Genomic DNA, 24,597 nt, shown 5'->3' on the forward strand with positions numbered 1-24,597 from the left:
GTTCGAAGCACGACTCTCGGACACGCCGGATACGGATTCGTAACCTGCGCGAGGAATGACGCTACGATTCGAACCGCTCGAAGCCAGGATCGCATCTTGTCCGACTAGTCGACGACGCCTTCAGCACGCGGCGCATGACCCTGAGAGCCGCGTCGCAGTCTTCGGCTTCGTTCGACGCGATGCCGTCGCTCGGGACGACGATCCGATAATCCCGCATGTAGGCGTCGTTAGCGGTGAACAGGACGCAGATGTCGGCGGCGAACCCGCCGATGACGAGCGTATACACGCCGAGGTGCTCCAGCAGCGTGTCGAGCGTGGCCGAGAAGAAGCCCGAGCGCTTCGGCTTGAGCACGAAATAGTCTTCAGCATCCGGTCGCAGCCGATCGAAGAGCGGCCGACCTTTGCAGTCCGGCTGCGAACATCGCTCGACGACGGCCGATAGATCGGACCGCCAGCGACCGAAGTTGTCGTTGGCGTAGACGATCGGAACGCCAGCCGCTCGCGCGCTCTCCTTCAGTCTCGCCAGTCGCTCGGCGACGTCGACCGCTTAGCGAAGCAACCGATCGGCCTCGGGAAAGTCGAGCGGGTTGATGACGTCGACGAGCAAGAGCGCGACGCGACGGTCGTCGGGCGCGCTACCGTTCACGGGCTGTTCGGCAGCATGATTCGCTTCCGGGCGAACAGGACGGGCTATCTGGCCCTCTCTGCTAGGAAGGACTTCGCAAAGGACCCCTATTTAGACGTGCTGGCCACCGTCTCCGAGACGGTCGAAGAAACGTATCTCTGCCCAGAGTTCGAGCGGCGTGCGCCGGGGACCGGGCATCGAGGATGAGCCGGGAATGATCGCAATGTACGGCATCCTGAAGTGGGGCTCGCAACGGGTCCATTGGGTCAAGACGACGGTTTCCCCAATGCGATCCTCTCGCACTCCTCAACCAAAGACATTTGCTCCGCTTTGATCTTTCGACGTGCCGCAGCCACGTCGAAGAAGTCTGCCCGGTCCATCTCAGGAAACTCCATCTGCCGCCGTGACTTTGGAGGCCATTCCATCGAGAACGTGTTGCTGACGATGGCGCTCGGATCACAGTCGCCCATGAATGCCCATGCGTGAACGGTCTTGCCGCCCTTCTGCTTGATCGGCGTCAATTCGATGAACGGGCCTGTCGGCGTGACGCCGGTTTCCTCGTGGAACTCCCGCTTGGCGGCTTCGAGCATGTCCTCGCCCGGCTCGATCTCGCCCTTGGGTACCGTCCAGGCCCCGTCATCCTTGTTCTTGAAGAACGGACCACCGGGATGGGCAAGAAGCACCTGCAACTTTTCCTCGTGAATGCGATACATCAGCAACCCGGCGCTGACACGAGGCATAAACGCCGACCTGATCCCTTCTACGTCGAGCCGGTTGCTTGCTTGAACGCTGCGAGGAATGCTTCGGGCGGTTGGGCGCCGGACAGCGTGATCTCGCCGTTGATGATGAAGTACGGAACACCGTCCACGCCAAGCCGCCGTGCCTGGGCGCCAGCCTCGTCGATCGCATCCGTTCCCTTGTCGCTAGAGAGCATGGCTTCGGCCCGCTGCTGATCGAGGCCAGCCTCGGCAACTACGTCGAGAAGCGTCTGCCGTTTGCTGATGTCTCGTCCGTCAGTGAAATAGGCCCGGAACAGCGCCTCCACGACGGCATCCTGAACGCCTTCCGTCTCGGCCAACCAGATAAGACGGTGGGCGTCGAGCGTGTTCGGAGTACGCTCGATCCGGTCGAAAGCGAAGTCTATGCCTTCGGCTTCTCCGGTTGCAGCTACTTGGGCGTCGAGTTGCATCGACCGTTCCCAACTGCCGAACTTCGCCGTGCGATATTTGCGCCTGCTGATGCCTTCCTTCGGCATCGTCGGGTTGAGTTGATACGGGAGCCAGCGGACCTTCACAGGCGTATCGAGAGCGGCAATGGCCTTCTCCAAACGTCGCTTGCCGATGAAGCACCACGGGCAGATCACGTCGGAGATCGCTTCGACGGACAGATTCATTCGTCATCCTCACGCTTCTCGACGTCGAGCCGACCGTCCGGCGACAACTTGCGAACTGGGGCTCTCGTTCGACCTAGTGAACCAGTACGCCCACAAGATCAAAACGATTTGCAGCAGCAGTCGGAGCAGATGCACCATAGGCGGTGCGGGCACCAACTCCTGATTTTGGAACAGGTAGATGTTCGCCGGAAAGACGGCAATCAACAGGGCGATAATTCCCCAAGCCGCAAATCGTGAAAACCGTGGAACTAGCAACAGCGCTCCCAGGGCGACTTCGAAGCAGCCGCTCAGGTAGACCAGTTCCAAATGGAGCGGCAAGTACGGCGGCATGATCTTCAGGAAGAAGCCAGGGTTCACGAAATGCGTGATGCCCGCTCCGACCATGAGGATCGCCAGGAGGAATTTGAAAGCGGTCTTCGTTCGGTTCATGGGGTGATCTTCCTGAAGGTCAGGTTGATCCGCTCCGAGACGTTGGCCTTAGTCTTCGGGATTTCATGCTTCCAAAACTGCTGCATCGTCCCGGCCATGACGATGAGCGTGCCGTGGCTGACGTGGAAGCTCCTCGTCTCCTTCGACCTGATGTGCTGGATCCGAAACCTCCGGGTCGCTCCCAGGGATAATGAGCCGATCACGTTGCCTACCTCGGGTTCGTCATCGGCGTGCATCCCCATGCTGTCCTGGCCGCTGCGGTATCGGTTCAGCAGGCAATAGTTGTAGCGACCCTGGACCGCTTCGATCTTCGCCTTGATCTCCACCAGGGTCGGCGTCCACGGCAGCGCCACGTAGTCTTGGCCGGAGTACCGATAGACGATCCCCGGCTCGCCGTAGGACGCAATCAGCCGAGGTTGCATGTGGCCGAAGATGCCCGGCTTCTGCTCCCAGGCACAGTGGTCCCGCAACTCGGCAAAGTACCGGTCAGCAAGGTCGGAAGGCAGGAAGGCGTGGTCGTAGTGGAGGATGCCGCCGTCCGTGAGTTCGATGGTCTGCACTGGTCCTAACCACGCTTTCAGACGGTAGTACGCCCGACGAAGGAGAGGAAGACGTTACTGTAGATTGGCTGGCGGCCCGTTTCAGACTGGTCGCACTCGTCGAACGCCGAGCCATCCTCGCACGGAAATCTGGTGATGAAGGAGATCGAACCTGAGTCCACCGTCAATCTTGGACGACGGGCCGTACTACGCAACGGGACGCTACTGCTGGCGGCTGCTGCGACGACGCAGGCTCCACTCTTCGCTGCGGATTCGGAGCCGAAACTCCGCATCGGGTTGATTACCGATCTTCACTACGCAGACAAGCCGCCCGCCGGGTCGCGTCACTACCGAGAGACGCTCGGAAAGCTGGCCGAGGCAGCGGGGCAGTTCGGGCGGGAAAAACCGTCCTTCGTCGTCGAACTCGGCGACCTGATCGACGCCGCCGATTCGGTCGAGACGGAACAACGCTGGCTGAGCAGCATCAACAAGGAGTTCTCGGCTATCTCCGAGGATCGTCACTACATCCTCGGCAACCACTGCGTGGACACGCTGACCAAGGAGGAGTTCCTTGGCGGCGTGGGCCAGGAACGGTCGTACTACTCGTTCGATCGGGACGGCTTCCACTTCGTGATTCTCGACTGCTGCTTCCGCAGCGACGGCGAGCCGTATGGCCGGAAGAACTTCGAGTGGACCGACCCGAACGTTCCGCCTGCCGAGATCGAGTGGCTCGAAGCCGACCTGAAGGAGACCCGTAAACCGGTAGTGGTGTTCGCACACCAGCGGCTCGACGTGAGCGACAACCACGGCGTCAAGAACGCTCCGGAGGTGCGAAAGGCGCTGGAGGACTCAGGCAAGGCGCTCGCCGTCTTTCAGGGGCACAGCCACAAGAACGATTACCGGGAGATTGGCGGGATTCACTACACCACCCTCGTGGCGATGGTCGAGGGCTCAGGGGCCGAGAACAATGGGTACTCCGTGCTGGAGATCCGGCCTGACGGCACGATGAGCCTTCGAGGCTTCCGTCAGCAGAAGAGTCATCTGTGGGAGCGGAAGGCGTGAGAGAGGCTGTCGGGCCAAGCCGCCGCCGCCGCTACACAGCAGGGACGACATCGTGCTCGGGCTCGATCGGCACAGCGAGACGGACGAGCGAAGTCTTCGCCTTCGGGCCCGACTCTGGCGACTGTGGAGACGGCCACGCGCACGTTTCTCGATCGAAGGTGATGCCATGCAAGCCGATCCCGGACTGATCGAGCCGAAACCGTCTCCGCCGATTCCGAGCGACGGTCAGCCGTCCTCCTCAGCGTATGCAGCCGGTTGCCTGCCGGAAGCTTTCTTGATCCTGCTCCCCGTATTCCTTTACTTCGGGTTCTTCGCGGCCATCCTGGTCGACGAACTGGTTCTCGGGACCAGCTACATCGGGCAGAATCTTCCTCCGGTCTTGAAGGACGGTACGGAGTTCGTGCACGCGCCGCTGTTTCGAATGTTGAGGGCCATGGGCCTCGAGATCTAGGCGATGGCGCAGCTATCGCAGTCGCCGCCTACGGCATCGCGAGCGTACTTACCAGCCAAGCGAACGTCAAAACTCCACTGCTTCTAACGCCGTGTCGAGCGCTGTCGGGGTGACCGCCTGACGCGAACGGATCCTTTCGCGGTCACTCCGCCTCTTCGACGTTAGCCGCCAGCGCGTCCACGAACTCGATGGACGCCAGATCGCTCTGTGCATACGCTCCTGCCGCGTAGGCATGCAAGCTGGCGGACAGAGCGTTCTCGTCGCCGCCGATGACGAACGAGTCGTAGAAACTTTGTCCCGCTAGATACGAGGTCGTCGACTGCTGATGACGCAACGTGGCGTAGGCGGCGAGATCGCTTGCCGTGGGCGAGCCCATCGCTCCCAGATCGTCGCCTGCAAGGGCTCCCAGGACGTAGGCAGAGGCCGCGAATTGCAGCCCGGCGGCGGATGAGGAGCCGCCGCTCTTCTGGCTGGAACTCCTGGCCCCGCTGGCGTACGACTCGCGCACGGCAGAGTCGGCATTCAACGCGCCGGCCCGAGCCCTGCGGACCCTCCGCACGTTGACGATTATGGAGTCATTCGCCTTCGCCCCGGCTTCGTCCGTCACCGTCAGCGTGACTTTCGTTTTGCCGACCTTGAACGTGCCGAACGTCTTGGGCGCACGGAACTCGGCGATCGACGCGCCGTTGGCCTTCCAACTGTACTGAAGAGCGTGTCTGTCCGGATCGCTCGAGCGACTTCCGTTCAGCGCCACTCGCACGCTTCGCTTGCGGGCTTTGACGGTGGCGTTCGAACCCGCGTTCGCCTTCGGATTGCGATTCAGCACCGTGACGGGCTGCACGGCGGTCGCGACGTTTCCGCTGTCGTCGATCACGGTCCAGCGGACTTTGGTGACGCCGAGGGGATAACGTCTGTCGTTGGGAGCGTCGTTTGTGAGTTTCGGTTTAGGGTCGCAGACGTCGCGGACGGTGGGCGGCGTCAGGTTTCGAGTCGCGTACAACTCTCCGCGGTCGACGTAGGCACGGACCGGCGGAACGACGATCACGATGGGCGACTTCGTGTCGGCGACGGTGACGCTGGTCGTCGCGCTGGCTGACGCTTCGCCGTCGGTTACCTGCACGCCGACTTCGGTCGTGCCGTGCGGATAGTCGTACTCGAAGGACGCCGTCGCGCCCGGAACGACGTTCGGAGTCGTCTTCTTAACCGCGCCGTCGACCGTCCAGGTGACCGTCAGACGGTTGCGGGCGTCGGCGTCGATCGCCTTGGCGGAGAGGGTCACGAGGTTCTGTGCGCCGGCGCACTCGATCAGCGTCGTCGCCGGAATCGTGATCGTCGGCGGCGAGTTCGGAGGCAGCGTGATTCGGAACGGGACATGCTCTTCTCCGGTCGACAGCGCTCCGATTCCGACCAGGACTCGCCCGTCGTCCGACACGTCGAAAACGTAGTCGAATCGTGTCCAACCCGTCACCGTCGCGGCGCCGTACTCGGTGACCAGGTACTCGTACAGTTGTCTCACGTCGCGATCGATCCAAATGGCGGCGTCTCCGCCCGTCAGACCGTCGTTATTCGACGCTCCGACGATCACTCTTCCGTCAGCAGAGAGGCCATTGACGCTGCTGGTTCTCGGCTCGAACGTCGTCGGAAGGGATTCCAGGGCGACGATTCCTTCCGCGGCGGTCCAGATGAAACCGCCTGTCGCAGCGGACGAGCCGATGATGACCTTTCCGTCGTGCGAAACTGCGCGAGCGGAACTGTGGCCCGGGAATTCATAGAGCGGATCCAGGTCGATCGGCGGTCCGCCCGTTCGTGAGAAGATGCAGGCGCGGCGGTAGGAGCCGTTCACCGAAATCCCGACGATCGTCGAGCCGTCGCCGGAGATGTCCCGGGCGTACGTGTAAGGGTCGATTTCGGCAGTGAAGGCGCCCAAGTCTCGCGGAACGCCGTTCTCCCATAGAACCGGCCGGCGCGTTCGACCGGAACTTCTATTCCAGCCCACGATCAACGAGCCGTCGTCCGAGACGCCGTAGGCCACGCTCTCGACCATGTTAGGTAGGAGGGCGAGCGACGAGATAGAGCCCGCCGCGTCGCGATAGAACGAGTGGAAGGCTCCTTCGTCGGTTTCGCCGTGACCGACCACGACCGAGCCGTCGGCAGATGCGGCCTGAGCATGGGAAGCCCTCTCGTACGGAGGCATGTCGTTGAGCCCCAGGTCGACCATGCCTGTGGCCGACGTCCATCGAAACGCATGCAGCCGATCGCCTACGGGATCACGAACGACCGCCTCGCCGACGACGACCTGGCCGTCGCCAGAGACGGCGAAAGGGCCTGCCTCCGGGATGCGTGAGTCGAGGTAGCCCAAGTTCTCGATAACTGCCGTTTGCGCGAACGCTGAGCCGCTGCAAACCGCGAACGCTAAAACTGCAAACCAACGATTCATGACGGCACGTCTCTGGCCCACGGATCGAAATTTAGGCATGCAGCGATTGTAGCCGGAATAGCTCCCCGCGAAGCCGTGAAAGCAGGCCATGCCCGGACCTCCAGAGGGAGACCGCGGCGACCTACGTTGAACGACCGGAGGCTGCCAGGAGCAGAAGGCTCAAGAAGTAGTTACACGGACGGAGGGAGAAGTGACGAGACTTTTGACGTCATTGGCCTGAATTCGCGATCGTGGTCCGACGGTCTCTTCAGAGGCCCGGCCGGCGGGCAACCTGATGGCGGATCGCTGGCGCCTGCGTAGGCTCGCTCGCCGGCCTGTCGAACGTCGATTGTTCGGCCGTGCCCGCTAGAATGTGCCGCGTGGTTGGGCGGAGTTCGCCCGCCGCGTCACTATGAAGGGAATTCGATCTATGTTCCGCGAGCTAGGCCGTTCGATTCTCCTACTGGCAATATTGGCGGCGATCGGTTCTCGCGAATCGCGGGCGGAAACGTCGCGAATCGTGTTGCCGGAAAAGTATGTCGCGTTCGCGATGCGAACGGAGAACGGCGATCTCGTCGCCGTCGACCAGGAGAACGGCATAGCGGCGCTTTTCAGCGCGAAGGACCTGACGGCCGGAGAGACGGAGCCGTCCGCGACGCTGCGTATCGGCGACAAGCCGTGCAAGGTCTGCTGCAAGCAGTTCGGCGATAAGACCTACTACGCGGTCGTCTGCCAGTTCGACGCGCACGTCTATCTCATCGACGCCGCCGATTTCTCGCTGGCGAAGTTCGTGCCGATCGCCGCGGGAAGCCCCGCGCACGTCGCCTGTTCCGAGAATCCCGCCGATCCGTTCGTCTTCTACAACTACAGCGGCGGCAGCGTGTACGGCGTCACCACGGACTTCCTCTGCGGTGCCGTCGACCTGCGCACGATGAAGGACGTCGGAAAGCTCTTCGACGATGCGCGGGAAACCACGCTCTCCGCCGACGGAAAGTTCGCTTATCGCCAGACGGGCGGGTCGATCCCCCAGCTCGCGTCTCTCCAGCGGATGAACGACCTCGGCGCGGAAAAGCCGACGTTCATGAACGTCATCAGCGCCGAACAGGCCTCCGCTCCCTACGTGCCCGATCCGCACGGTCGGTACACGGCCCACGGCGCCAGGCTTTACTCGCCCGACCTGAAAACGATCGCTCAGGATCTGGGGTTCGTTGCTGTCGGCTTTTCCCGCGAACGGCCGCTCATCTTCGGGCTTCCTGTGGAGGCTGCCTCGGATCCGGGGCTCTACCTGCAGGCGCTGTCGTACAACTCGTTCTCGACCGTCGGCGAACCGGTCATCATCGAACTGGCCAGGCCCGTCGAGACGGCCGAGGTCCCGATCGGATCGGTGGTCCCTTCCCCGAAAGTCTTCGCCGACGACGTTCACGATCGGCTGATCGTGGGATACCAGGACGACGTCTACCTGGTTCCGTACGCCGATTTTCAGGCTCCGGAAGAGCCGCTGCTCGCGTCGACGTTCGTCGCCCCTGAGACGTTCCAGGTCGGGCAGCGTTACGAGATCCAGATCAAGATCTCCGATCCGCGAACGAGGATCGTCGTTCGGGGGTTGCCTGACGGCATCGAAGCTCGGCCTGATAAGCTCATCTGGACGCCGACCGAGCAGCAGGTCGGCGTCGCCGAGTTCAGATACTCTCTTATTCTGGGCGAGTTAGAGACGACCATCGTCGAGAAACGGAAGGTCGAATACCCGCATATCGAACTTCCCTTCTCGGCCAAGGAATTGAGGATCGACGCCGAGGGTTCGCGCGCGGTCGTCTGGAGCGTCGAGGATCCGTTCGCACGCGATTTCGGTCCGCCCGGCTCGCGGCCGGCGACGCCGCAACGACTTGCCGTGGTCGATCTGAACGAAAAGAAAACGCTCGTCGAGAAGGCGATTTCCTCGCGCATCGTTCGACTGGCCGTGGCGGGACAGTATGTTCTCGTGACGTACGACGACGACCAGATGCAGGTCGAAGTTCTGAACCTGAGCGACCTCAAGCGGGCGACCGCTCTGCGGATCGCACGGCCGGTACGCGAACTTCGCGTTTTCAGAGAGTTGGCGGTCGTCACCTTCGAGGGAGGCGCCGAAGTCTACAAGCTGGGCACGTGGGAGCCGGTCATGAAAGCCGATTCGCCGCTACCCTTGCCGATGCGGGCAGCGGTCACGCCCGACGGGCTCGCCCTCGGAGGAGCGCTGTACGACGAGACGTTCGCACGCAAGCTGATTTTCGCGCCTGGCGGTCTGACGAGCGTCACGGCCTTCGACGCCGAATCGGCGTCGCTCCGTTTCTCCGAACCGCCGAAGCCTGAGCAACCGTTCCCTGGCATGTTTCGGGAAGGCGAACCGATCACCATCAAGAAAGCGCTTCCCGGATCGTCCATCGAGGCGACGGCGGAACTGATGCGCATGGCGAGTCCCTTCGTGAATCCCTACGGGACCGCGCAGCCTCGCGACATCCTGTCGCTCCGATTCGAAGGCGCGATCGATCGTCGTATCACGCTCGACGACCGAACGCGACCCGCTCCGACGACTCACCGCATCGACACGCCGATTCCGCAACTCGAGACGGCGTCCGATCGGGCGGTCGTGCTTCTGGAGAATCGCATCTACGCCGTATCGGCCGCATCCCCGGACGACCCCGAACCGGTCGCGAAGGTCTCTGCGATGTCGTTCGTTCCCCGACAGTCGACGTTCTGGGTCGGCGAGGAACCGTCGACCGTTCTCAAGCACGAAGTTCGGGGCGCGAAGGGACCCTTGCAATTCGAGCTTCGACGACCGGTCAGCGGAATGACGATCGACGAAACCTCTGGCGACGTGACCGTCGACGCAGCGGCGCTTCGCAAGTTCGCGATCGAAGCTTACGTCGGTTCGAGGGAGGGTTCGCTCATCGTGCAGGCTCTCGCGAAGCAGCAGGCGACCGGCAACGTGCTTCCGGCGACCGATCGCGCGTCTCCCGCAGCCATGCTTCGCAGGGCCCAGACTTCGGCTGCCGACGCGGGCGAGCGTCTGACCGGACGCAAGTCGACCGGGATCCCCGTCGCGGTTCCCGTGTACGTTTCCGCTCGGGATGCGGAGGGCGACGAAGCGACGCTGCAATACTTCGTCCTGGTCGACGCGTCCGTCGATCAGGTCGTCGCGCAGATGAAGGCGAAATCGCCGTCAGCGCCCGTCGTCCTGTCAGGTCCCGAGGCGATTGCACGGCGGGGAGCGGGGCCGATGAACGAGACCGCCGAACTTCAGCGCCGCCTCGCCGCGCTTGAGGCGCGCGACGACATATTGACGCGTCAACTCGAGCAGGCGCTGGAGAAACTCGACGGCCTCGCACCGCGCAAGCAGCCGTAGTCGTCCGAGACAGGCCCATCAGACCGCCGGTAACGATCTCCGGAGGATGTTCGCGACGGAGAACGTCGATCGAATGATCATGCCGGAGCTTCAGAAGCGCATGCGAAACAAGGAAATTCAGACGACGCAGATCTACATCGCGAGGGCAACCCGCATGAAGCGCGAGAGCGCGGCGCACGTCTTCGTGTCGGACGTGTTGACGAAGGCCGAAGCGGTCTAGCAGTCCTGCGCTCGCCGTCGCTGCTTAAAGTTGCGGAGGAACGTCGCGTGAGATCTCAGAGGGACTTTAGCGCCTTCCGAACTTCGGCGATCGCGGTGGAAAGCTCGACATTCGGATCGTCAGCGTCTCGCCGTTTCCCATCGGGACAACTGCAAAGGCCGAGAAGCATCAACCAGAACTTCACCGCGCCTTCGTCGAGATCGAAGCTTTGCATTCCGAGATCGGCGAGAGGGCAGTTCCCGGGCCTTGGCGACGCGGCGATAGCCTCCGCTTCATTCAGCAACGATCTGCCAGTTTCCGCAAATCGTCGCGTGTCATGATCGCCGTGACGTGTTTTTGACGTGTTACGTCCGCGCGACGTGTCGGTAGTGCCCTCTGAAAACGACGCAAGCCCTTGATTTCTCAAGGGCTTGCGTTAGTACACCCCAGTGGGCTCGAACCACTAACCTTCGGTTCCGTAGACCGATGCTCTATCCAATTGAGCTAGGGGTGCGGGAGTTCGTTCGTCTGTGCGGAGGCGACGTGGCCCGCGATGTCTTATCGCGGATCTGGAAGCTTCTTCGAGAACTTGGATGCCTTCTCGCGAACAAGGGTTCGCGGGAAGACGCTGAAATGGAGACCGATTCGCCGGCTCGCTTCAGATGTCTTGGTTTTAGCGCGACGGGGCATCCGCTTCAAGAGGGAGACGAGGAGTAATTCGGCTGCCGGGGGGCGAATCTTCAGGGGAGTCGCGGTTCTGCGGGTTGAAGGCGGGGCTTGGAGCAGGCGAAAAAGGCGACCGCGGAAGGGCCGTGGCGCGGCGGTTCGCGGGGGGAAGATCCGCTGATAGAATGCCGCCCTTGCCGTCTGTAGCCCCCTCTGGGGTTGAGTCTCCCTCCGAATATCGATCTCGCATGTCCTCCACGAAAGTCCGCCGGGCGCTGATCAGCGTCAGCGATAAACTCGGCGTCGCCGATTTCGCTCGTGCCCTCAGCGACGCGGGCGTCGAGATCTACAGCACGGGCGGCACCCGGCGCTACCTGGAGCAGGCGGGCGTCACCGTCGTCGATATCGCGGCGTATACCGGCTTCCCCGAGGTACTCGAGGGCCGGGTGAAGACGCTTCACCCCAAGATCTTCGGCGGCATTCTGTTCCGCCGGGACGTGGAAGAAGATCTCGAAACGATCGAGGAGCATGGCATCCTGTCGTTCGAGATCGTCGCGGTGAACCTCTATCCGTTCGAGGCGACGGTCGCCCGCGAGGACGTCACTCGCGACGAGGCGGTGGAGAACATCGACATCGGCGGTCCCAGCCTGATCCGCGCGGCGGCGAAGAATCACGCTTTCGTCGCGGTCGCGACCCATCCCGAACAGTATTCGGCGATCCTGGACGAAGTGCAGGAGACGGGCGAGGTCTCGGAAGGACTTCGCCGCCGGCTGATGGTCGAGGCCTATTCCCATACCGCCGAATACGATCGCGCCATCGCCGACTGGTTCAGTCAGGAGGCGAGTTCCGAAGCGCTGCCGCGGACGCTGTCGCTCAATCTGAAGAAGAAGGCCGAGCTGCGTCACGGCGAAAATCCGCATCAGTCGGCGTCGCTCTACGCGCTGCCGAACGTGCGGGGAGCGTCGCTGGTGACCGCGCGTCAGTTGAACGGCAAGGAACTCTCGTTCAACAACTATCTCGATCTCGACGCGGCGCTGAGCGCCATTCGATTGTTCGAGCAGCCCGGCTGTGCGGTGCTGAAGCACACCAACCCCTGCGGCGCCGCGATCGGCGAGACGCTGGCGGACGCGGTACGTCGGGCGTTCGAGGGCGACCCCGTCAGCGCCTTCGGGTCGGTAGTCGGCATGAACCGGACGGTCGACGAGGAGACCGCGACCTTTCTATGCACGCCCGGCCTGTTCGTCGAGGCGATCGTGGCGCCCGATTACAGCGCGGCGGCCATGGGCATGCTCACGACGTTGCCGAAATGGAAGAACAACGTCCGGATCATGCAGGTCGGACGTCTCGACGGCGAAACGGGCGGCAGGCAGTACCGCAATATCGACGGCGGGATGCTGGTGCAGGATCTGGACGACGCGCCGGACCTGTACGCGATGTGGAAGACGTTGACGAAGGTCGCCCCGTCGCCCGAACTGACGGCCGAGCTGCGCTTCGCCTGGCTGACGGTGCGGATGCTGAAGTCCAACGCGATCTCCGTCACGCGCGACCGGATGCTGATCGGAGCCGGGGCAGGGCAGATGAGCCGGGTCGACTCGGTCGAGATCGCTCTCAAGAAGGCAGGCGAGAAGGCCCGAGGCGCCGTGCTGGCGTCGGACGCGTTCTTCCCCTTTCCCGATTCGATCGAGCGTGCCGCGGAGGCGGGCATCGCCGCGATCGTACAGCCGGGCGGTTCGGTGAAGGACGCCGACGTCATCGCCGCCTGCGACGAGCGGGGGATCGCGATGCTCTTCACGGGCCGCCGGCACTTCAAGCACTGATCGGTTCGGGATTCCAGCCGCCGATCGGTCGGCGCGACGTGCGGCCATGACGATCTCTTCCGGGTTCGAGACTCCGACGATCGCCCCGACCCCGGCGTTCGCACGATGGTCGCTGTCGCAGGATTGCGACTTCCGCGAGCAGGCGAGCGATCCTTTCGATCCGACCGCGGTCGAACGGGAACTGCGCCCGCTGCAGGAGGCGTCGGTCGCTCGCGCGGAGGGACGGTTCGTCGACGGCATCGCGATCGAACGCGGCGACTGGGGCCGGCTGCGACGCGGGGACGGGACGCTCCTGCGGTCGGAGATTCGCGGCTTCTCGATCGACGAGATCCTGGACTACTACGGCGAAGAGGAAGCGGCGGACGCGACCTGCCTCGCCTGCCCCGCGAATACGGGCGAGGGCCGCAAGTCGCCGTGGGCTGGATGCTTCGGCCTGATCCTGCCGGCGGAAGGGACGTCGCTCGCAGAGTTGGAAACGACGCTCGAATCTTCGGGCGCCTCAGCGTCTCTCGACGCGGCCTTCCCCCTCACGACGCCGCGATGGTTCGGCTGGTGGATCGACGGAGAGTGGAGCGTCGCGCAGGTCGAAGCGTTTCTGACGGCGCTCGATCGATCATCGCTGCACGGGACGACGCTGAAGCAGCGACTCGCGGGAGGCGAAGCATTGCACGAGGCGCTCATGCGGAGTCTTCAGCACAATCTTTCATTTCGCGTCGCGGCGTTCCCGCCGGGGCGGATCGAGGGAAGGGAGTGGATCGTGGACTCGCACTGTCCGCGTTGCAAAGCGCCGGCGGCGGCGACGGCCCGGTTCTGTCGCGTCTGCCGCAGGGCAGGGGGGATGTTTCCCGCCCGCGTGCGGAAGGCCCGCGGCGAGCGTCCGTTCCATCCACTGGGCAAATTGATTTCCGCCGACCGCATCGACGCCATCGCCGAGGCGGTCGCCCGGTCGAACGTCGCCGACTAGACTTCGACTTCCGCCATATACGCCTGATCCGAAAGAGCGACCGCGTGACCAACGTTCTCGAACGCATCGTCGACAAGAAGCGGGAAGAAGTCGCCGCGCGGAAGCGAGCGTGCGCTCTCGAGTCGCTGCGCGAACAGGTTCAAGGCCTTCCGGCGACGCGCGGCTTCGCTGAACGTCTCTCGGCGCCGGGGCCGATCAAGCTGATCGCGGAGTTCAAACGGCGGAGTCCGTCGAAGGGGATCATTCGCGAAGGCTCGACGCCGGCGGAGATCGCGAAGATCTACGAGGCGAACGGCGCGACCTGCATGAGCGTCCTGACCGACGAACCCTTCTTCGGCGGCACGCTGGACGACCTCCGCGAGGCACGCGCGGCAGTTGATCTGCCGATCATCCGGAAGGATTTCATCCTCGATCCGTACCAGCTTTACGAAGCCCGGCTCGCCGGCGCCGATGCCGTGCTGCTGATCGCCGAATGCCTGGACGACGTGGAGCTCGCGACGCTGTTGGCCGGCGCGGAGGAATTGGGGCTCTCGGCGCTCGTGGAACTGTACGACCCCGAGAACGCCGACCGGGTCGTCGCTTCGGGCGCGAAGCTGATCGGCGTCAACAACCGCGACCTGCGGTCGTTCGAGGTCGACCTGCGACATACGCTGCGGATGCGGGAACGCATTCCTGCCGATCGGGTTCTCGTCGGCGAGTCGGGCATTCGTTCGCGAGCGGACGTCGAACTGCTCGCGGAAGGCGGAGTCGACGCCATCCTCGTCGGCGAGACGCTGATGGTGCGTAACGACGTGGGAGCGGCGGTGCGGGAGCTTCTCGGACGCTGAGCCCGCCCGATTTTTCAGTCGGAGCGAGGCGTCTCGGCGATGCTCGCCAGCCCCTCGCGCACTTCGCGTAGCTCGGGCCGGGAGACTTGCTTCACGACCTGGCCGTCTCGCATGAAGACCAGCGTCGGCCAGAGCTTCACGCGGAACGAACGCCCCAGCCGACGACCCGGGCCGTCCTCGATCTTGAGGTGCCGGATCTCCGGATGCAGCTTCAGTTCCTGCGCCAGCTTCGGCGCGAGCGCCTGGCAGTAGCCGCACCAGGTCGCTCCGAACTCGACCAGGGCAGGGCCTTCCAGCGCGTCGATCTCTTCACGGGACGGTTCGTGCGGGATGCTGCTGTCGTCGGTCATGATCCTGCTCCGTGATTCGCGTTCGATGTGAGACCGCGAAGCGTCGCTGCACGATCGGCGCCGATCGGGGGCGGCGAGGCTCACCTCGGCTTCGCCAGTTCGATCGTGAGGCTCTCGATCTTGCCGTCGAAGGGGAAGGGACCGTCGTAGCTCCCGACGATTCCACCCTCGTCGCGACCGACGTGCAGGCCGTCGACGGGCATGGACAGCACCAGACCGCAAACCGCCGATCCGCGCTCCTTGCCGTCGACGACGATCGTCGCCTCGCCGTTTCTCGCCAACGTGACCTCGACGGTCGATCCCTTCGTCAACATGATTGGACCGATGCTCGCCCCTTCCAGTCCGTTCGGACGCCGGACGACGAAACTCACTGATCGGTTCTCGCAGTAGAGCGCCCAGCCATGCGAGCTGCCGCCTTGCGCGACAAGGACGCCTTCGGTGCCCGGCTCGGCAATTTTCACGCGAACGGTGAACCCCCGTTTCGCCACATTCGGCGCTTTCGCCCGCGGCAGATCGGCGTCGCCCGGGAGTTCGAACCGCGTCTTATCGCTGAAGCGTTCGCCGCCGCCTGCGCTCGCTTGTCCCCGCCAGCCTCCCAGCGGAAGCACGTTGGCACGCGCGGCCCAGGCGTCCCACTGGGTTGAAAGTTCGACGACCTTCTCCGGCATCTTCGCGGCGAGGTCGTCGCTCTCCGTCCGATCCTGCGACAGATCGTAAAGCTCCCAGGGCCGATTCTCTTTGGCGACCAGTTTCCAGTCGCCGACGCGAATCGCGCGGTTGCCCTCATGTTCCCAGAAGAGCGGCTGCTTCCGGTCGAGCGGCTTGCCGGCGAAGGCGGGCGCCAGGCTGACGCCCTCGAAGGGGACGATCGGTTGACCGTCGACCTCCGTGGGATAGGCCGCATCGGCCAGATCGATGCAGGTCGCCATGATGTCGATCAGGTGCCCAGGCTGAGTTTCGATCGCGCCTCGCTTCGCCACGCCGGCGGGCCAGTGGGCGATCAGAGGCGTGGAGATGCCGCCTTCGTGGACGAAGTGCTTGTACTCTCGGAACGGCGTGTTCGAGACGTTCGCCCAGTTCTCGCCGTAGGCGATGTAGGTATCGCCCGGACCTGGCATCACGCCCGGCCCGCGGCGGACAGGCTTGCCGTCGCGGGTCTGCTTCGGCTGAACGGCTTCGCGAAGCGCCTCTGCGGGAATCGGATCGTACTTCGCGGCGTTCGCCTGGGCGTCCTGCGGATTCCTGCCGATTCCCTCCTGGCAGCCGCCGTTGTCCTGCAGGAACAGCACGAGGGTGTTCTCGTCCTTCCCGGTCCGCCGCAGCTCCTCGACGATCTTCGCGATGCCCTGGTCCATGCGATCGACCATCGCGGCATAGACCTCCATGCATGCGGCTTCCCACTCCTGGTCGCCAACCTTGTCCCAGTCGGCGACCTGCGGCGAGAGCGTCGTCTCTTCCGACAGAAGGCCCAGCTCCTTCGCCCGGCGGAGGCGCTCGGTGCGGATCGGTCCGTAACCCTCGTCGTAGCGACCTTCGTACTTGGCGATGTCCTCCGGCAGGGCGTGCATCGGCCAGTGCGCTGCCGTGTAGGCGACGTACAGGAAGAAGGGCTGCTCGGTCTTCGCCTCGGCATGCTCGCGCACGAAGCGGACCGCGTGGTCGCTGATCGCGTCGGTGTAGTAGTAGGTTTCCGGCTGATACTCCTCGTCGGCGAACGGCGAGATCATCGTGTCGTCGCGGGTAAGCGTACCGGGGTCGTAGAAGTCGCCGCCCCCCGTGATCGTTCCGTAGAACCGATCGAAGCCGCGCTGCAGCGGCCAGTCATGTTTCGGTCCGTCGGGACGCATGTCCCGCGCGACATGCCACTTGCCGACGCCGTACGTCGCATAACCCGCGGGGCGCAGAACCTCCGCGATCGTCCGGCAGTTGCGGTTCAGTTCCCCTTGATACCCGGGCAGATCGCCTTGCCGCGACGTCATATGCCCCACGCCCGCCTGGTGGGGGTAAAGACCCGTGAGCAGCGACGCCCGGGTCGGGCAGCAGCGCCCCGTGTTGTAGAACTGCGTGAACCGCAGGCCGTTCTCCGCCAGCGAGTCGAGCGTCGGCGTCGCGATCTCTCCGCCGTAACAGCCGAGATCCGACCAGCCCATGTCGTCGGACATGATCAGGACGACGTTGGGACGTTGAGCGGCAAAAGCGGACGAGACCAAGGCGAACAGAGCCGCCGCGGCGAATGCCTCGGCCAGGCCGAGACGCAGGCGCTGAAACATGGCGGGAGAGAATAAGAAGCAGAGGGTCGGTACAAGCGGAGGTCGCGGGCCGCGCCCTCGACTACGCCAACCTACTCTTCCGCGTCCGCCGTCGCCACATGCTGCTAAGCGCTAATCAGTGCTTAGGCGACGCGATGCTTCTGCGAATCGCCGCTCTCGCGCTCAGTTCAGCACGCTGTCGTGCAGCAGGGTGAGCAGGCTGCCCGTCTCCAGCGTCCAGAAGTCGCGACCGGCGGCGCCGCGACGACGGCGGGCCTTGGGTTCGGCCAGCGACTGCCGGCGGACGGTGACCTGCGGGGCGAGCCGGTCTTCCTCCGTCGCCCAGGAGAGCGCCTTCGCGGCGGCGGCGACGGCGCCCTCCGCTCGCACGACCGCCTGCAACGAACCCGACTCGACGATATACCGGCTCATGGGTGATCCTTTCCGCATCGGTCTCGCGACTCCCGGTCGCGAGTTCAGTTCGGCGACGACTGTCGCTCTCGATGCAGATAGGATCGGGGCGCCCCCTGACACGTCCGGTCCTGCCGGTCAGGAAAAAAGCGCCGGTGTGGAGAAAATGTCGAGTTCTCCTCGCATACCCTCGGGCATGCGGCTACGGATTGATTGGCAGCAGTTGCAGGTAGTCGATGCCGACGAACGTCGCTTCGACGCCCTCCGCGGCGGCGACGATTTCGAACGAAAGCGTGTGCTTACCGGGGCGGAGGAGCCGCATCTTGTCCGCGATGACCGTCGTCGCCACGGCCGGCCCGTGCAGGCTGGCCTCTTCGGCGATCGTCTGGTCGTCGAGCTTGATCGAGACGACGCCGTAGTCGGGCGCCTTCGTCGCGCCGACGCCGATCTCGTACAGGCCCCCCTTCGGGACGTCGAACTCCAGCGTCAGCACGTCGCCGACCTTGCCGCCCCGCCAGAAGAGCTGCTTGCCGCCGCTCCAGGGGCCGCCCGCGAATCCGGTCATCGACTGCGCCGAGGCGTTTCCGCCCGTGACGCTGGCGACCTTCATCGCCTCCGCTTCGATCGCGAACTTCACCTTCTCGATCGGCGCGGCGACCGGCGCCTCGGGATGTACGATCTTCGGAACGGATTTCTCGAACGTCTCCCGATCGACCGTCTGCATCCGATGGTGCAGGACGTGGCAGCCCTTCATGCCGCCCGTGACGACGTCGAGCAGTCCGTCGCCGTCGACGTCGTCGACCACGAGCTGTCGCCCGATGCCCGCCTCGCCGTCGATCAGGAACGGAACCCAGATCAGCTTGCCGTCCTCCTGCTTCTGCGGCGCGAAGCGATAGACGACCGCCCCGGCGTCCCACATCGGACTCCGGTCGTGATGCGAGCGGTACGTCTTGCCCGTCACGATCTCGCGGACGCCGTCGCCGTCGAGGTCGGCCATCGCGACGGAGTGCATCTCCGTGAAGAGCAGGCCGTGCCGATTCTCTTCCGGCGTCTTGCCCACGATCAGACGCCGGCGAAAGGCGATCTCTCCGTCGGACTCGATCTGCTCGTACCAGGCCAGACCGTACTCATGCGCGGCCAGGCTGGTGATGACGTCCGCATCGCCGTCGCCGTCGACGTCTTCCGCGTACATCTCCGCCCCGCCGTAAGCGTCGGTGAAGGGGCCTTCGTGGAAGATCCAGCGCGACGTCTCCGGCGCTTCCGCCGGCTGCTCGAACCAGCCTTCCGCGATCAGGATGTCCTTCCGCCCGTCGCCGTTCACGTCGCCGACGCCCAGGCCATGTCCGAACGGCTTCGGCGCCGTCTTCTCGGAGATGCGCCGGAAGGTCCACGCCTCCAGCGGACGCTCCCAGTCGATCGTGACGAAGCCGTAGGCGCCCCCGTTCGTGCAGACGAACTCGGGTCGCTCGTCGCCGATGATGTCGACGAATTGGGGCGACTCGTTCGATACGGAATCGACGACTTCGATCTTCTCCCAATGCTGATCGAGCTTGTCCGGCCCCGGGTTGCGATAGACGAAGCCCGGCGTTCCGGGAAAGCCCGCGACGAGGATGTCGTTCGCTCCGTCGCCGTCGAAGTCGTAGACCCAACTGAAGAAGTTGTCCGCGTAGCCGTTCGCGTTCTGAGGCTTCGCCGGATAGATCTCGCGCTTGGTCGTGAACTCCGGCCCCTGGAACCAGTAGGGGCCGTAGACGACGTCCTTTTTCCCGTCGCCGTCGAGATCGCCGACGCTCGCTCCTTCGGAGTAGTACGTCCCCGTCAGCTGCTGTCGCTCGAAGGTATGCAGGGCGAACTGTTCTTCCGCGTTCGCGAAGCGAGTCCCCGCGACGTTCGCAAGAACGGCCATCGTCAGCAGCGCCGCAGGCAGGGAGGCACGCATGGAAGACTTCCCGAAGATGAGAGAGGAAACGTCGGAGAGGCGCGAGGAGACCCCACTAGCTTAATGACCGCCGCGACCGCGGAACGCGTCCGATCGTTTCTTTCGCTTCGCCGTTCGGCTACTCTGACTTGCGTTCGCTCCTCCTCTCCGACGTTGCGTGGCCCCCGGCTGCGTCCCTCCCGTCGACCGCTCCGTTTCCGGAGACCCGCCATGTCGAACCGTTCTTCGCTGAACGCCGCCCTGCTGTGCGCGCTCGCCTGTTCGTTCCTCGTCGCAGGCAGCCTGTATCCACCCGAAGCTTGCGCCGCCGACCCGGTGGAACTGGAGGCCCGCGCCCGGGCGAAGATCGTTTCCGGCGACTCCGAGAAGTGGACGACCGAGCTTCGCAAGCTGGCCTGGGACCCGACGAAGACGGCGATCGTCGTCTGCGATATGTGGGACCTGCACCACTGCAAGAACGCGACCGACCGCGTGGCCGAGATGGCGCCGCGGATGAACGAAGTTCTGAAGGCGGGGCGAGAGCAGGGGATGCTGATCATCCACTGCCCCAGCGACACGATGGCCTTCTACGAAGGAACGCCGCAGCGAAAGCTGGCCCAGTCGGCGCCGGTCGTGGAGACGAAGATCCCCCTTCAGCGCTGGTGCTTCCTCGACGAGAAGCAGGAGGCCCTGCTCCCCATCGATGATTCGGACGGCGGCTGCGACACGCCCGCCGACGAAGCCGCGGCCTGGGCGAAGAAGCTCGAGGCGATGGGCCGCAATCCCAAGCTCCCCTGGAAGCGCCAGATCGAGACGCTCGAAATTCACGACGGCGACGCGATTACCGACAGCGGCGAAGCGTTCTACCTGATGAAGCAGCGCGGCGTAACGAACGTGATCGTGATGGGCGTTCACACGAACATGTGCGTGCTCGGTCGCCCTTTCTCCATCCGCCAGATGGTCAATCAGGGGCAGAACGTCGTCCTGATGCGGGACATGACCGACACGATGTACAACCCGGCGATGCGGCCGCAGGTGAGCCACTTCGCGGGCACCGATCTCGTCATCGAGCATATCGAACGCTACTGGTGCCCCACGATCACCAGCGCGGCGCTGCTGGGGGGCGAGCCGTTTCGCTTCTCCGGCGACGATCCGAATCGAAAGGAAGCCAGCCTCGACGATTTCGCTGCTGCGCAGCCCGCAGGCGCCCTCTATCGCAAGTGGTCGCCCCTGGCCGTGCCCGGCGTGTGGGATGAACGTTCGAACGGCGCGCTTGCCGGATACGATGGCGTCGCGTGGTATCGCTGCCTCGTGCGCCTGCCGGCAGGCTGGTCGGGCAAGGATCTGGAACTCTTCGTCGAGAAGGTCGACGACGCGCACGAGGCCTATTTCGACGGCCAGCGGATCGGCGAAAGCGGCGCTTTTCCGCCTGCCTATGCCAGCGGCCTGGAGACGCCGAAGCGTTACGCGATCTCCGGCGCCCTCGCCACTCCGGGCGATCACGTCGTCGCGATCCGCGTCTACGACCACGGCGGACGCGGGGGCTTTAAGGGCCTGTCGCCGGCGCTCTTCAACGAACGCTCCGTGATCGAACTTGCCGGTGAGTGGCAGTTCCGCCTGGGGAACGATCCCTCCTCCGCGATGCCGGCCAGCGATGACGAACGGGCGGCGATCCCCGCCTTCGATCAGGTCGTTCGCGCCGCGGAGATCGCGCCCCGGGAAGTCGGCGTGGTCCGTCAGGAGGGCTATCTTCCCCCTGAGGAGGCCGCGAAAAAGCTCCGCGTCGCCGACGATCTGACGCTTACCGCCGTGCTGACCGAGCCGACGATTCAGCAGCCCCTGTTTCTGGACTTCGACGAAAGCGGACGGATGTGGGTGGCGGAGTATCGCCAGTATCCGCATCCCGCCGGCCTGAAGATGCTCAGCCGGGACGATTACTGGCGGGCGGTGTACGACCGCGTGCCGCCCCCGCCGCCGAATCACTTCCGCGGCGCCGACCGGATCAGCATTCACGAGGATACGAACGGCGACGGGACGTTCGACTCGCACAAGACCTTCGTCGACGGGCTCAATATCGCGACGTCGTTCGCTATCGGACGCGGCGGCGTCTTCGTGCTCAATCCGCCCTATCTGCTGTTTTATCCCGATGCCGACGGCGACGACGTTCCGGACAGCGACCCGGAAGTGTTGCTCGAAGGCTTCGGCATCGAAGATACGCACTCGGTCGCCAACAACCTCACCTGGGGACCCGACGGCTGGATCTACGGCGCGCAGGGAAGCACCGTCAGCGCCGCCATTCGCAGGTACGGAAGCGAGGAGCCGCCGATCCGCTCGGCAGGGCAACTCATCTGGCGATATCACCCCGAACAGCGAAAGTTCGAGATCTTCGCCGAAGGGGGCGGCAACGCCTTCGGCATCGAAATCGACGAGAAGGGCCGTCTCTTTTCCGGGCATAACGGCGGCGACACCCGCGGCTTTCACTACCTGCCGGGCGCCTATTTGCAGAAGGGCTTCTCGAAGCACGGGCCCCTCTCGAACCCGTACGCCTTCGGCTACTTCCCGCAGATGGCCCATCACAGCGCGGCGAGGTTCTCGCACGACTGGATCGTCTACGAAGCCACGCATCTGCCGGAACGTTACCGCGGCAAGCTGCTCGGCGTTGAACCGTTGCAGGGCCAGGTCGTCGAATCGGAAATCACGCCCGTCGGATCGACTTTCGCCACGAAGGATCTCAGCCGGCCGATCGCCAGCGACGATCCCTGGTTTCGCCCCGTCCACATCGCCTTGGGCACTGACGGCGCGGTCTACGTCGCCGACTGGTACGACGCGCAGGTTAATCACTATCGCAATCACGAAGGGAAGATCGATCCCGGCTCGGGCCGCATTTACCGGCTGTCAGCGAGCGGACAGGAACTGCCGCAGCCGGCGAAGCTGGCCGAGCTTTCGTCGGAACAGCTGGTCGAGCGGCTGGCTTCGCCGAATCGGGAGATCCGCCGCCTGGCGTTGCGGCTGCTCGCCGACCGACGCGACGAAACCGTGACGCCGACGCTGAAAACCATGCTGGCGTCGAAGTCGAAAGAGGCGGCGCCGAAATCAATTTCTGACGGGCAACTCGCGCTCGAAGCGCTCTGGGCGCTGCACCTCGTGAGCGGGTTGGACGACGAAGCGGCGTTGCAGGCGTTCGCTCATGCGGATCCGCACGTTCGCCTGTGGGCCGCCCGAATCGTCTGCGATGATGGGCAGATCAGCTCCCCCCTCGCGAAGGCGCTCGGCGAACTGGCGAAGCGAGAAACGAATGTCGAAGTTCGCGCCCAACTCGCCTGCTCTGCGAGGAGACTCTCCCAGGAGTCGGGCCTGCCGCTGCTGTTCGCCCTGCTGGAACGCTCCGAGGGCGTCGACGATCCGCAGTTGCCGCTCCTTTGCTGGTGGGCCCTGGAGACGCACATCTCGGCTGACCCCGACCGGGCTCTCGCGGCCGTCCTCGCCGCGAACCTGTGGGAGCAGCCGATCTTCGCCACGCATCTGGCCGAACGGCTGATGCGGCGCTTCGCAGCGCCGGGCACGCAGGACGATCTTGTTCGCGCAGCCAGGCTCCTGAAGACAGCCCCTCAAGCTTCGCGTCCTGCGCTGCTCGCAGGCTTCGAACAGGAATTCGCCGGTCGATCCCTCGCGGGCGTTCCGGACGGCCTGGTCGATGCCCTGATCGCGGCAGGAGGCGAGTCGCTGTCGCTGAAACTGCGTCGCGGCGACCCGGACGCCTTCATCGAAGCGACGCGGCAGATTGCAGACAGCGCTGTCGAATCGACCCGGCGAATCGAACTGATCGAGACCCTGGGGCGACTGCGAATTGCCGAATCCGCGAAGCCCCTGCTCGAACTCTTCCAGAACGAGCAGGACGCCCCTATTCGGATCGCGGCCCTGAACTCGCTCGCTGCGTTCGACGACGCCGAGATCCCGAAGACCGTCCTGAAGGAACTGTCGAAGCTGGATGCAGCGACGCGGGAAGCGGCGGAGGGACTTCTCGCCGGCCGCGTCGCTGCGGCTGCCTCGCTGCTTTCAGCGGTTGAATCGGGAGAAATCGCCGCGTCGAGCGTCTCGCTGGAGACCGGTCGGCGGATGCTCCTGCTCCCCGACGAAAAGCTTGCCGCCCGGGTGCGCACGCTCTTTCCGTCGCTCCAGGGACCGACTGCCGCGGAACTCGAAGCCACGATCGCGAAACGGCGCGACGAACTGGCCCAGGGGATCGGCAACCCCTACCGCGGCAAGGAGCTTTACCGACAACAGTGCGGCAAATGCCACGTCCTGCACGGCGAAGGAGGGGCCATCGGGCCCGACCTGACGCCTTATCAGCGGCACGATCTGGCGGCGCTGCTCCTCGCGGTAACGAATCCGAGCGCCGAGATACGCGAAGGCTTCGAGACCGTGGCGATCGTCACCGACGACGGACGAAGCGTGACCGGGTTCATCGCCGATCAGGACGACCGGACCGTCGTCATCCGCGGCACGGACGGTCGCAGCGCCATCGTCGACCGCGGTTCGATCGAGCAGCGAAAGGTGATTCCGCAGTCGGTCATGCCGAGCGGACTGCTCGACGCCTACGATCCCCAGGCGGCTCGCGACCTGTTCGCTTACCTCCGCAGCTCGCAGCCGTTGAACGACTGAAGAATCCGCGGAAATGCCGTCTGCTACGGCGCTTCGGCGCGAACCGGGCCGGGCGAATACCGCTCTTCTAACGCACTCGGAGGTCCCTCCGGTTCGGGTCCGTTCGGCTGGTTCGAAAACGTCTGAAGACGGCTCGAAATCTTGTCGAATAAAGCAATCCGCCCCCGCGGCCAGCGCTTCGGAAAAGGTTCGTGGCGCCTTTGACAGCGGGGCAGGACGCAATAAAATGACGGACCTTCG

General features: G+C 64.3%; 17 protein-coding genes, 1 tRNA gene and 1 pseudogene. 8 read left to right on the forward strand and 11 right to left on the reverse strand.

Features of this window, described 5'->3' with window-relative positions:
• Positions 1-61: 61 nt before the first annotated feature.
• From SH602x_RS15940 to SH602x_RS15960, 5 genes and pseudogenes are all read right to left on the reverse strand, one after another.
• Positions 62-529, reverse strand: a pseudogene (locus SH602x_RS15940) (cysteine hydrolase family protein); the annotation flags it as partial.
• Positions 530-891: 362 nt separating this feature from the next.
• Positions 892-1,365, reverse strand: a complete 474-nt coding sequence (locus SH602x_RS15945; RefSeq protein ID WP_479473252.1) for an NUDIX hydrolase — start codon at positions 1,363-1,365, stop codon at positions 892-894.
• A 20-nt stretch (positions 1,366-1,385) separates the two neighbouring features.
• Positions 1,386-2,018: a DsbA family oxidoreductase gene (locus SH602x_RS15950; protein ID WP_479473253.1), complete on the reverse strand. Its 633-nt coding sequence runs from the start codon at positions 2,016-2,018 to the stop codon at positions 1,386-1,388.
• Positions 2,019-2,027: 9 nt separating this feature from the next.
• Positions 2,028-2,447 carry a DoxX family protein gene (locus SH602x_RS15955; protein ID WP_479473254.1) on the reverse strand — a complete coding sequence of 140 codons (420 nt, stop codon included), beginning with the start codon at positions 2,445-2,447 and terminating at the stop codon, positions 2,028-2,030.
• Entirely contained in the window at positions 2,444-3,007 is a 564-nt protein-coding gene (locus tag SH602x_RS15960) for an alpha-ketoglutarate-dependent dioxygenase AlkB family protein (protein WP_479473255.1), read from the reverse strand. Before SH602x_RS15960 ends, SH602x_RS15955 begins: the two co-directional genes overlap by 4 nt.
• A 135-nt stretch (positions 3,008-3,142) precedes the next feature.
• Between SH602x_RS15960 and SH602x_RS15965 the strand changes: the two genes are divergently transcribed.
• Positions 3,143-4,048: a metallophosphoesterase family protein gene (locus SH602x_RS15965; protein WP_479473256.1), complete on the forward strand. Its 906-nt coding sequence runs from the start codon at positions 3,143-3,145 to the stop codon at positions 4,046-4,048.
• Between the two features lie 166 nt (positions 4,049-4,214).
• Complete coding sequence (locus SH602x_RS15970) at positions 4,215-4,499, forward strand: hypothetical protein (RefSeq protein ID WP_479473257.1); 285 nt, start codon at positions 4,215-4,217, stop codon at positions 4,497-4,499.
• Between the two features lie 142 nt (positions 4,500-4,641).
• On the opposite strand, the gene SH602x_RS15975 is transcribed toward SH602x_RS15970, so the two are convergent.
• Complete coding sequence (locus SH602x_RS15975; RefSeq protein WP_479473258.1) at positions 4,642-6,936, reverse strand: HYR domain-containing protein; 2,295 nt, start codon at positions 6,934-6,936, stop codon at positions 4,642-4,644.
• Between the two features lie 409 nt (positions 6,937-7,345).
• Between SH602x_RS15975 and SH602x_RS15980 the strand changes: the two genes are divergently transcribed.
• Both SH602x_RS15980 and SH602x_RS15985 read left to right on the forward strand, forming a co-directional pair.
• On the forward strand, positions 7,346-10,294 hold the full coding sequence (locus tag SH602x_RS15980) for a hypothetical protein (protein WP_479473259.1): 2,949 nt from the start codon (positions 7,346-7,348) through the stop codon (positions 10,292-10,294).
• Positions 10,295-10,340: 46 nt separating this feature from the next.
• Positions 10,341-10,514 carry a hypothetical protein gene (locus tag SH602x_RS15985; protein WP_479473260.1) on the forward strand — a complete coding sequence of 58 codons (174 nt, stop codon included), beginning with the start codon at positions 10,341-10,343 and terminating at the stop codon, positions 10,512-10,514.
• 419 nt (positions 10,515-10,933) lie between these two features.
• Here the strand turns inward: SH602x_RS15985 and SH602x_RS15990 are convergent.
• Positions 10,934-11,007, reverse strand: a tRNA-Arg gene (locus SH602x_RS15990).
• A gap of 400 nt (positions 11,008-11,407) precedes the next feature.
• Between SH602x_RS15990 and purH the strand changes: the two genes are divergently transcribed.
• The 3 genes from purH to trpC are packed head-to-tail and all read left to right on the forward strand — an operon-like array spanning position 11,408 to position 14,767.
• Entirely contained in the window at positions 11,408-12,976 is a 1,569-nt protein-coding gene (gene purH, locus SH602x_RS15995; RefSeq protein ID WP_479473261.1) for a bifunctional phosphoribosylaminoimidazolecarboxamide formyltransferase/IMP cyclohydrolase, read from the forward strand.
• Between the two features lie 46 nt (positions 12,977-13,022).
• Positions 13,023-13,940, forward strand: a complete 918-nt coding sequence (locus tag SH602x_RS16000; RefSeq protein WP_479473262.1) for a hypothetical protein — start codon at positions 13,023-13,025, stop codon at positions 13,938-13,940.
• A 44-nt stretch (positions 13,941-13,984) separates the two neighbouring features.
• Complete coding sequence (gene trpC / locus SH602x_RS16005; RefSeq protein WP_479473263.1) at positions 13,985-14,767, forward strand: indole-3-glycerol phosphate synthase TrpC; 783 nt, start codon at positions 13,985-13,987, stop codon at positions 14,765-14,767.
• A gap of 14 nt (positions 14,768-14,781) precedes the next feature.
• Here the strand turns inward: trpC and SH602x_RS16010 are convergent, their stop codons facing one another.
• The 4 genes from SH602x_RS16010 to SH602x_RS16025 form a co-directional block, all read right to left on the reverse strand.
• A complete protein-coding gene (locus tag SH602x_RS16010; protein WP_479473264.1) occupies positions 14,782-15,117 on the reverse strand; it encodes a thioredoxin family protein in 336 nt (111 codons plus the stop codon).
• 80 nt (positions 15,118-15,197) lie between these two features.
• Positions 15,198-17,387, reverse strand: coding sequence for an arylsulfatase (locus SH602x_RS16015; RefSeq protein WP_479473265.1), 2,190 nt, complete (start codon positions 17,385-17,387; stop codon positions 15,198-15,200).
• A 162-nt stretch (positions 17,388-17,549) separates the two neighbouring features.
• Positions 17,550-17,798, reverse strand: coding sequence for a hypothetical protein (locus tag SH602x_RS16020; protein ID WP_479467197.1), 249 nt, complete (start codon positions 17,796-17,798; stop codon positions 17,550-17,552).
• Between the two features lie 181 nt (positions 17,799-17,979).
• Positions 17,980-19,716: an FG-GAP repeat domain-containing protein gene (locus SH602x_RS16025; protein ID WP_479473266.1), complete on the reverse strand. Its 1,737-nt coding sequence runs from the start codon at positions 19,714-19,716 to the stop codon at positions 17,980-17,982.
• Positions 19,717-19,926: 210 nt separating this feature from the next.
• On the opposite strand from SH602x_RS16025, the gene SH602x_RS16030 reads away from it, so the two are divergent.
• Complete coding sequence (locus SH602x_RS16030; protein ID WP_479473267.1) at positions 19,927-24,357, forward strand: PVC-type heme-binding CxxCH protein; 4,431 nt, start codon at positions 19,927-19,929, stop codon at positions 24,355-24,357.
• The last annotated feature ends 240 nt before the right edge of the window (positions 24,358-24,597 follow it).

The sequence above is a fragment of the Lignipirellula cremea genome (assembly GCF_056501455.1).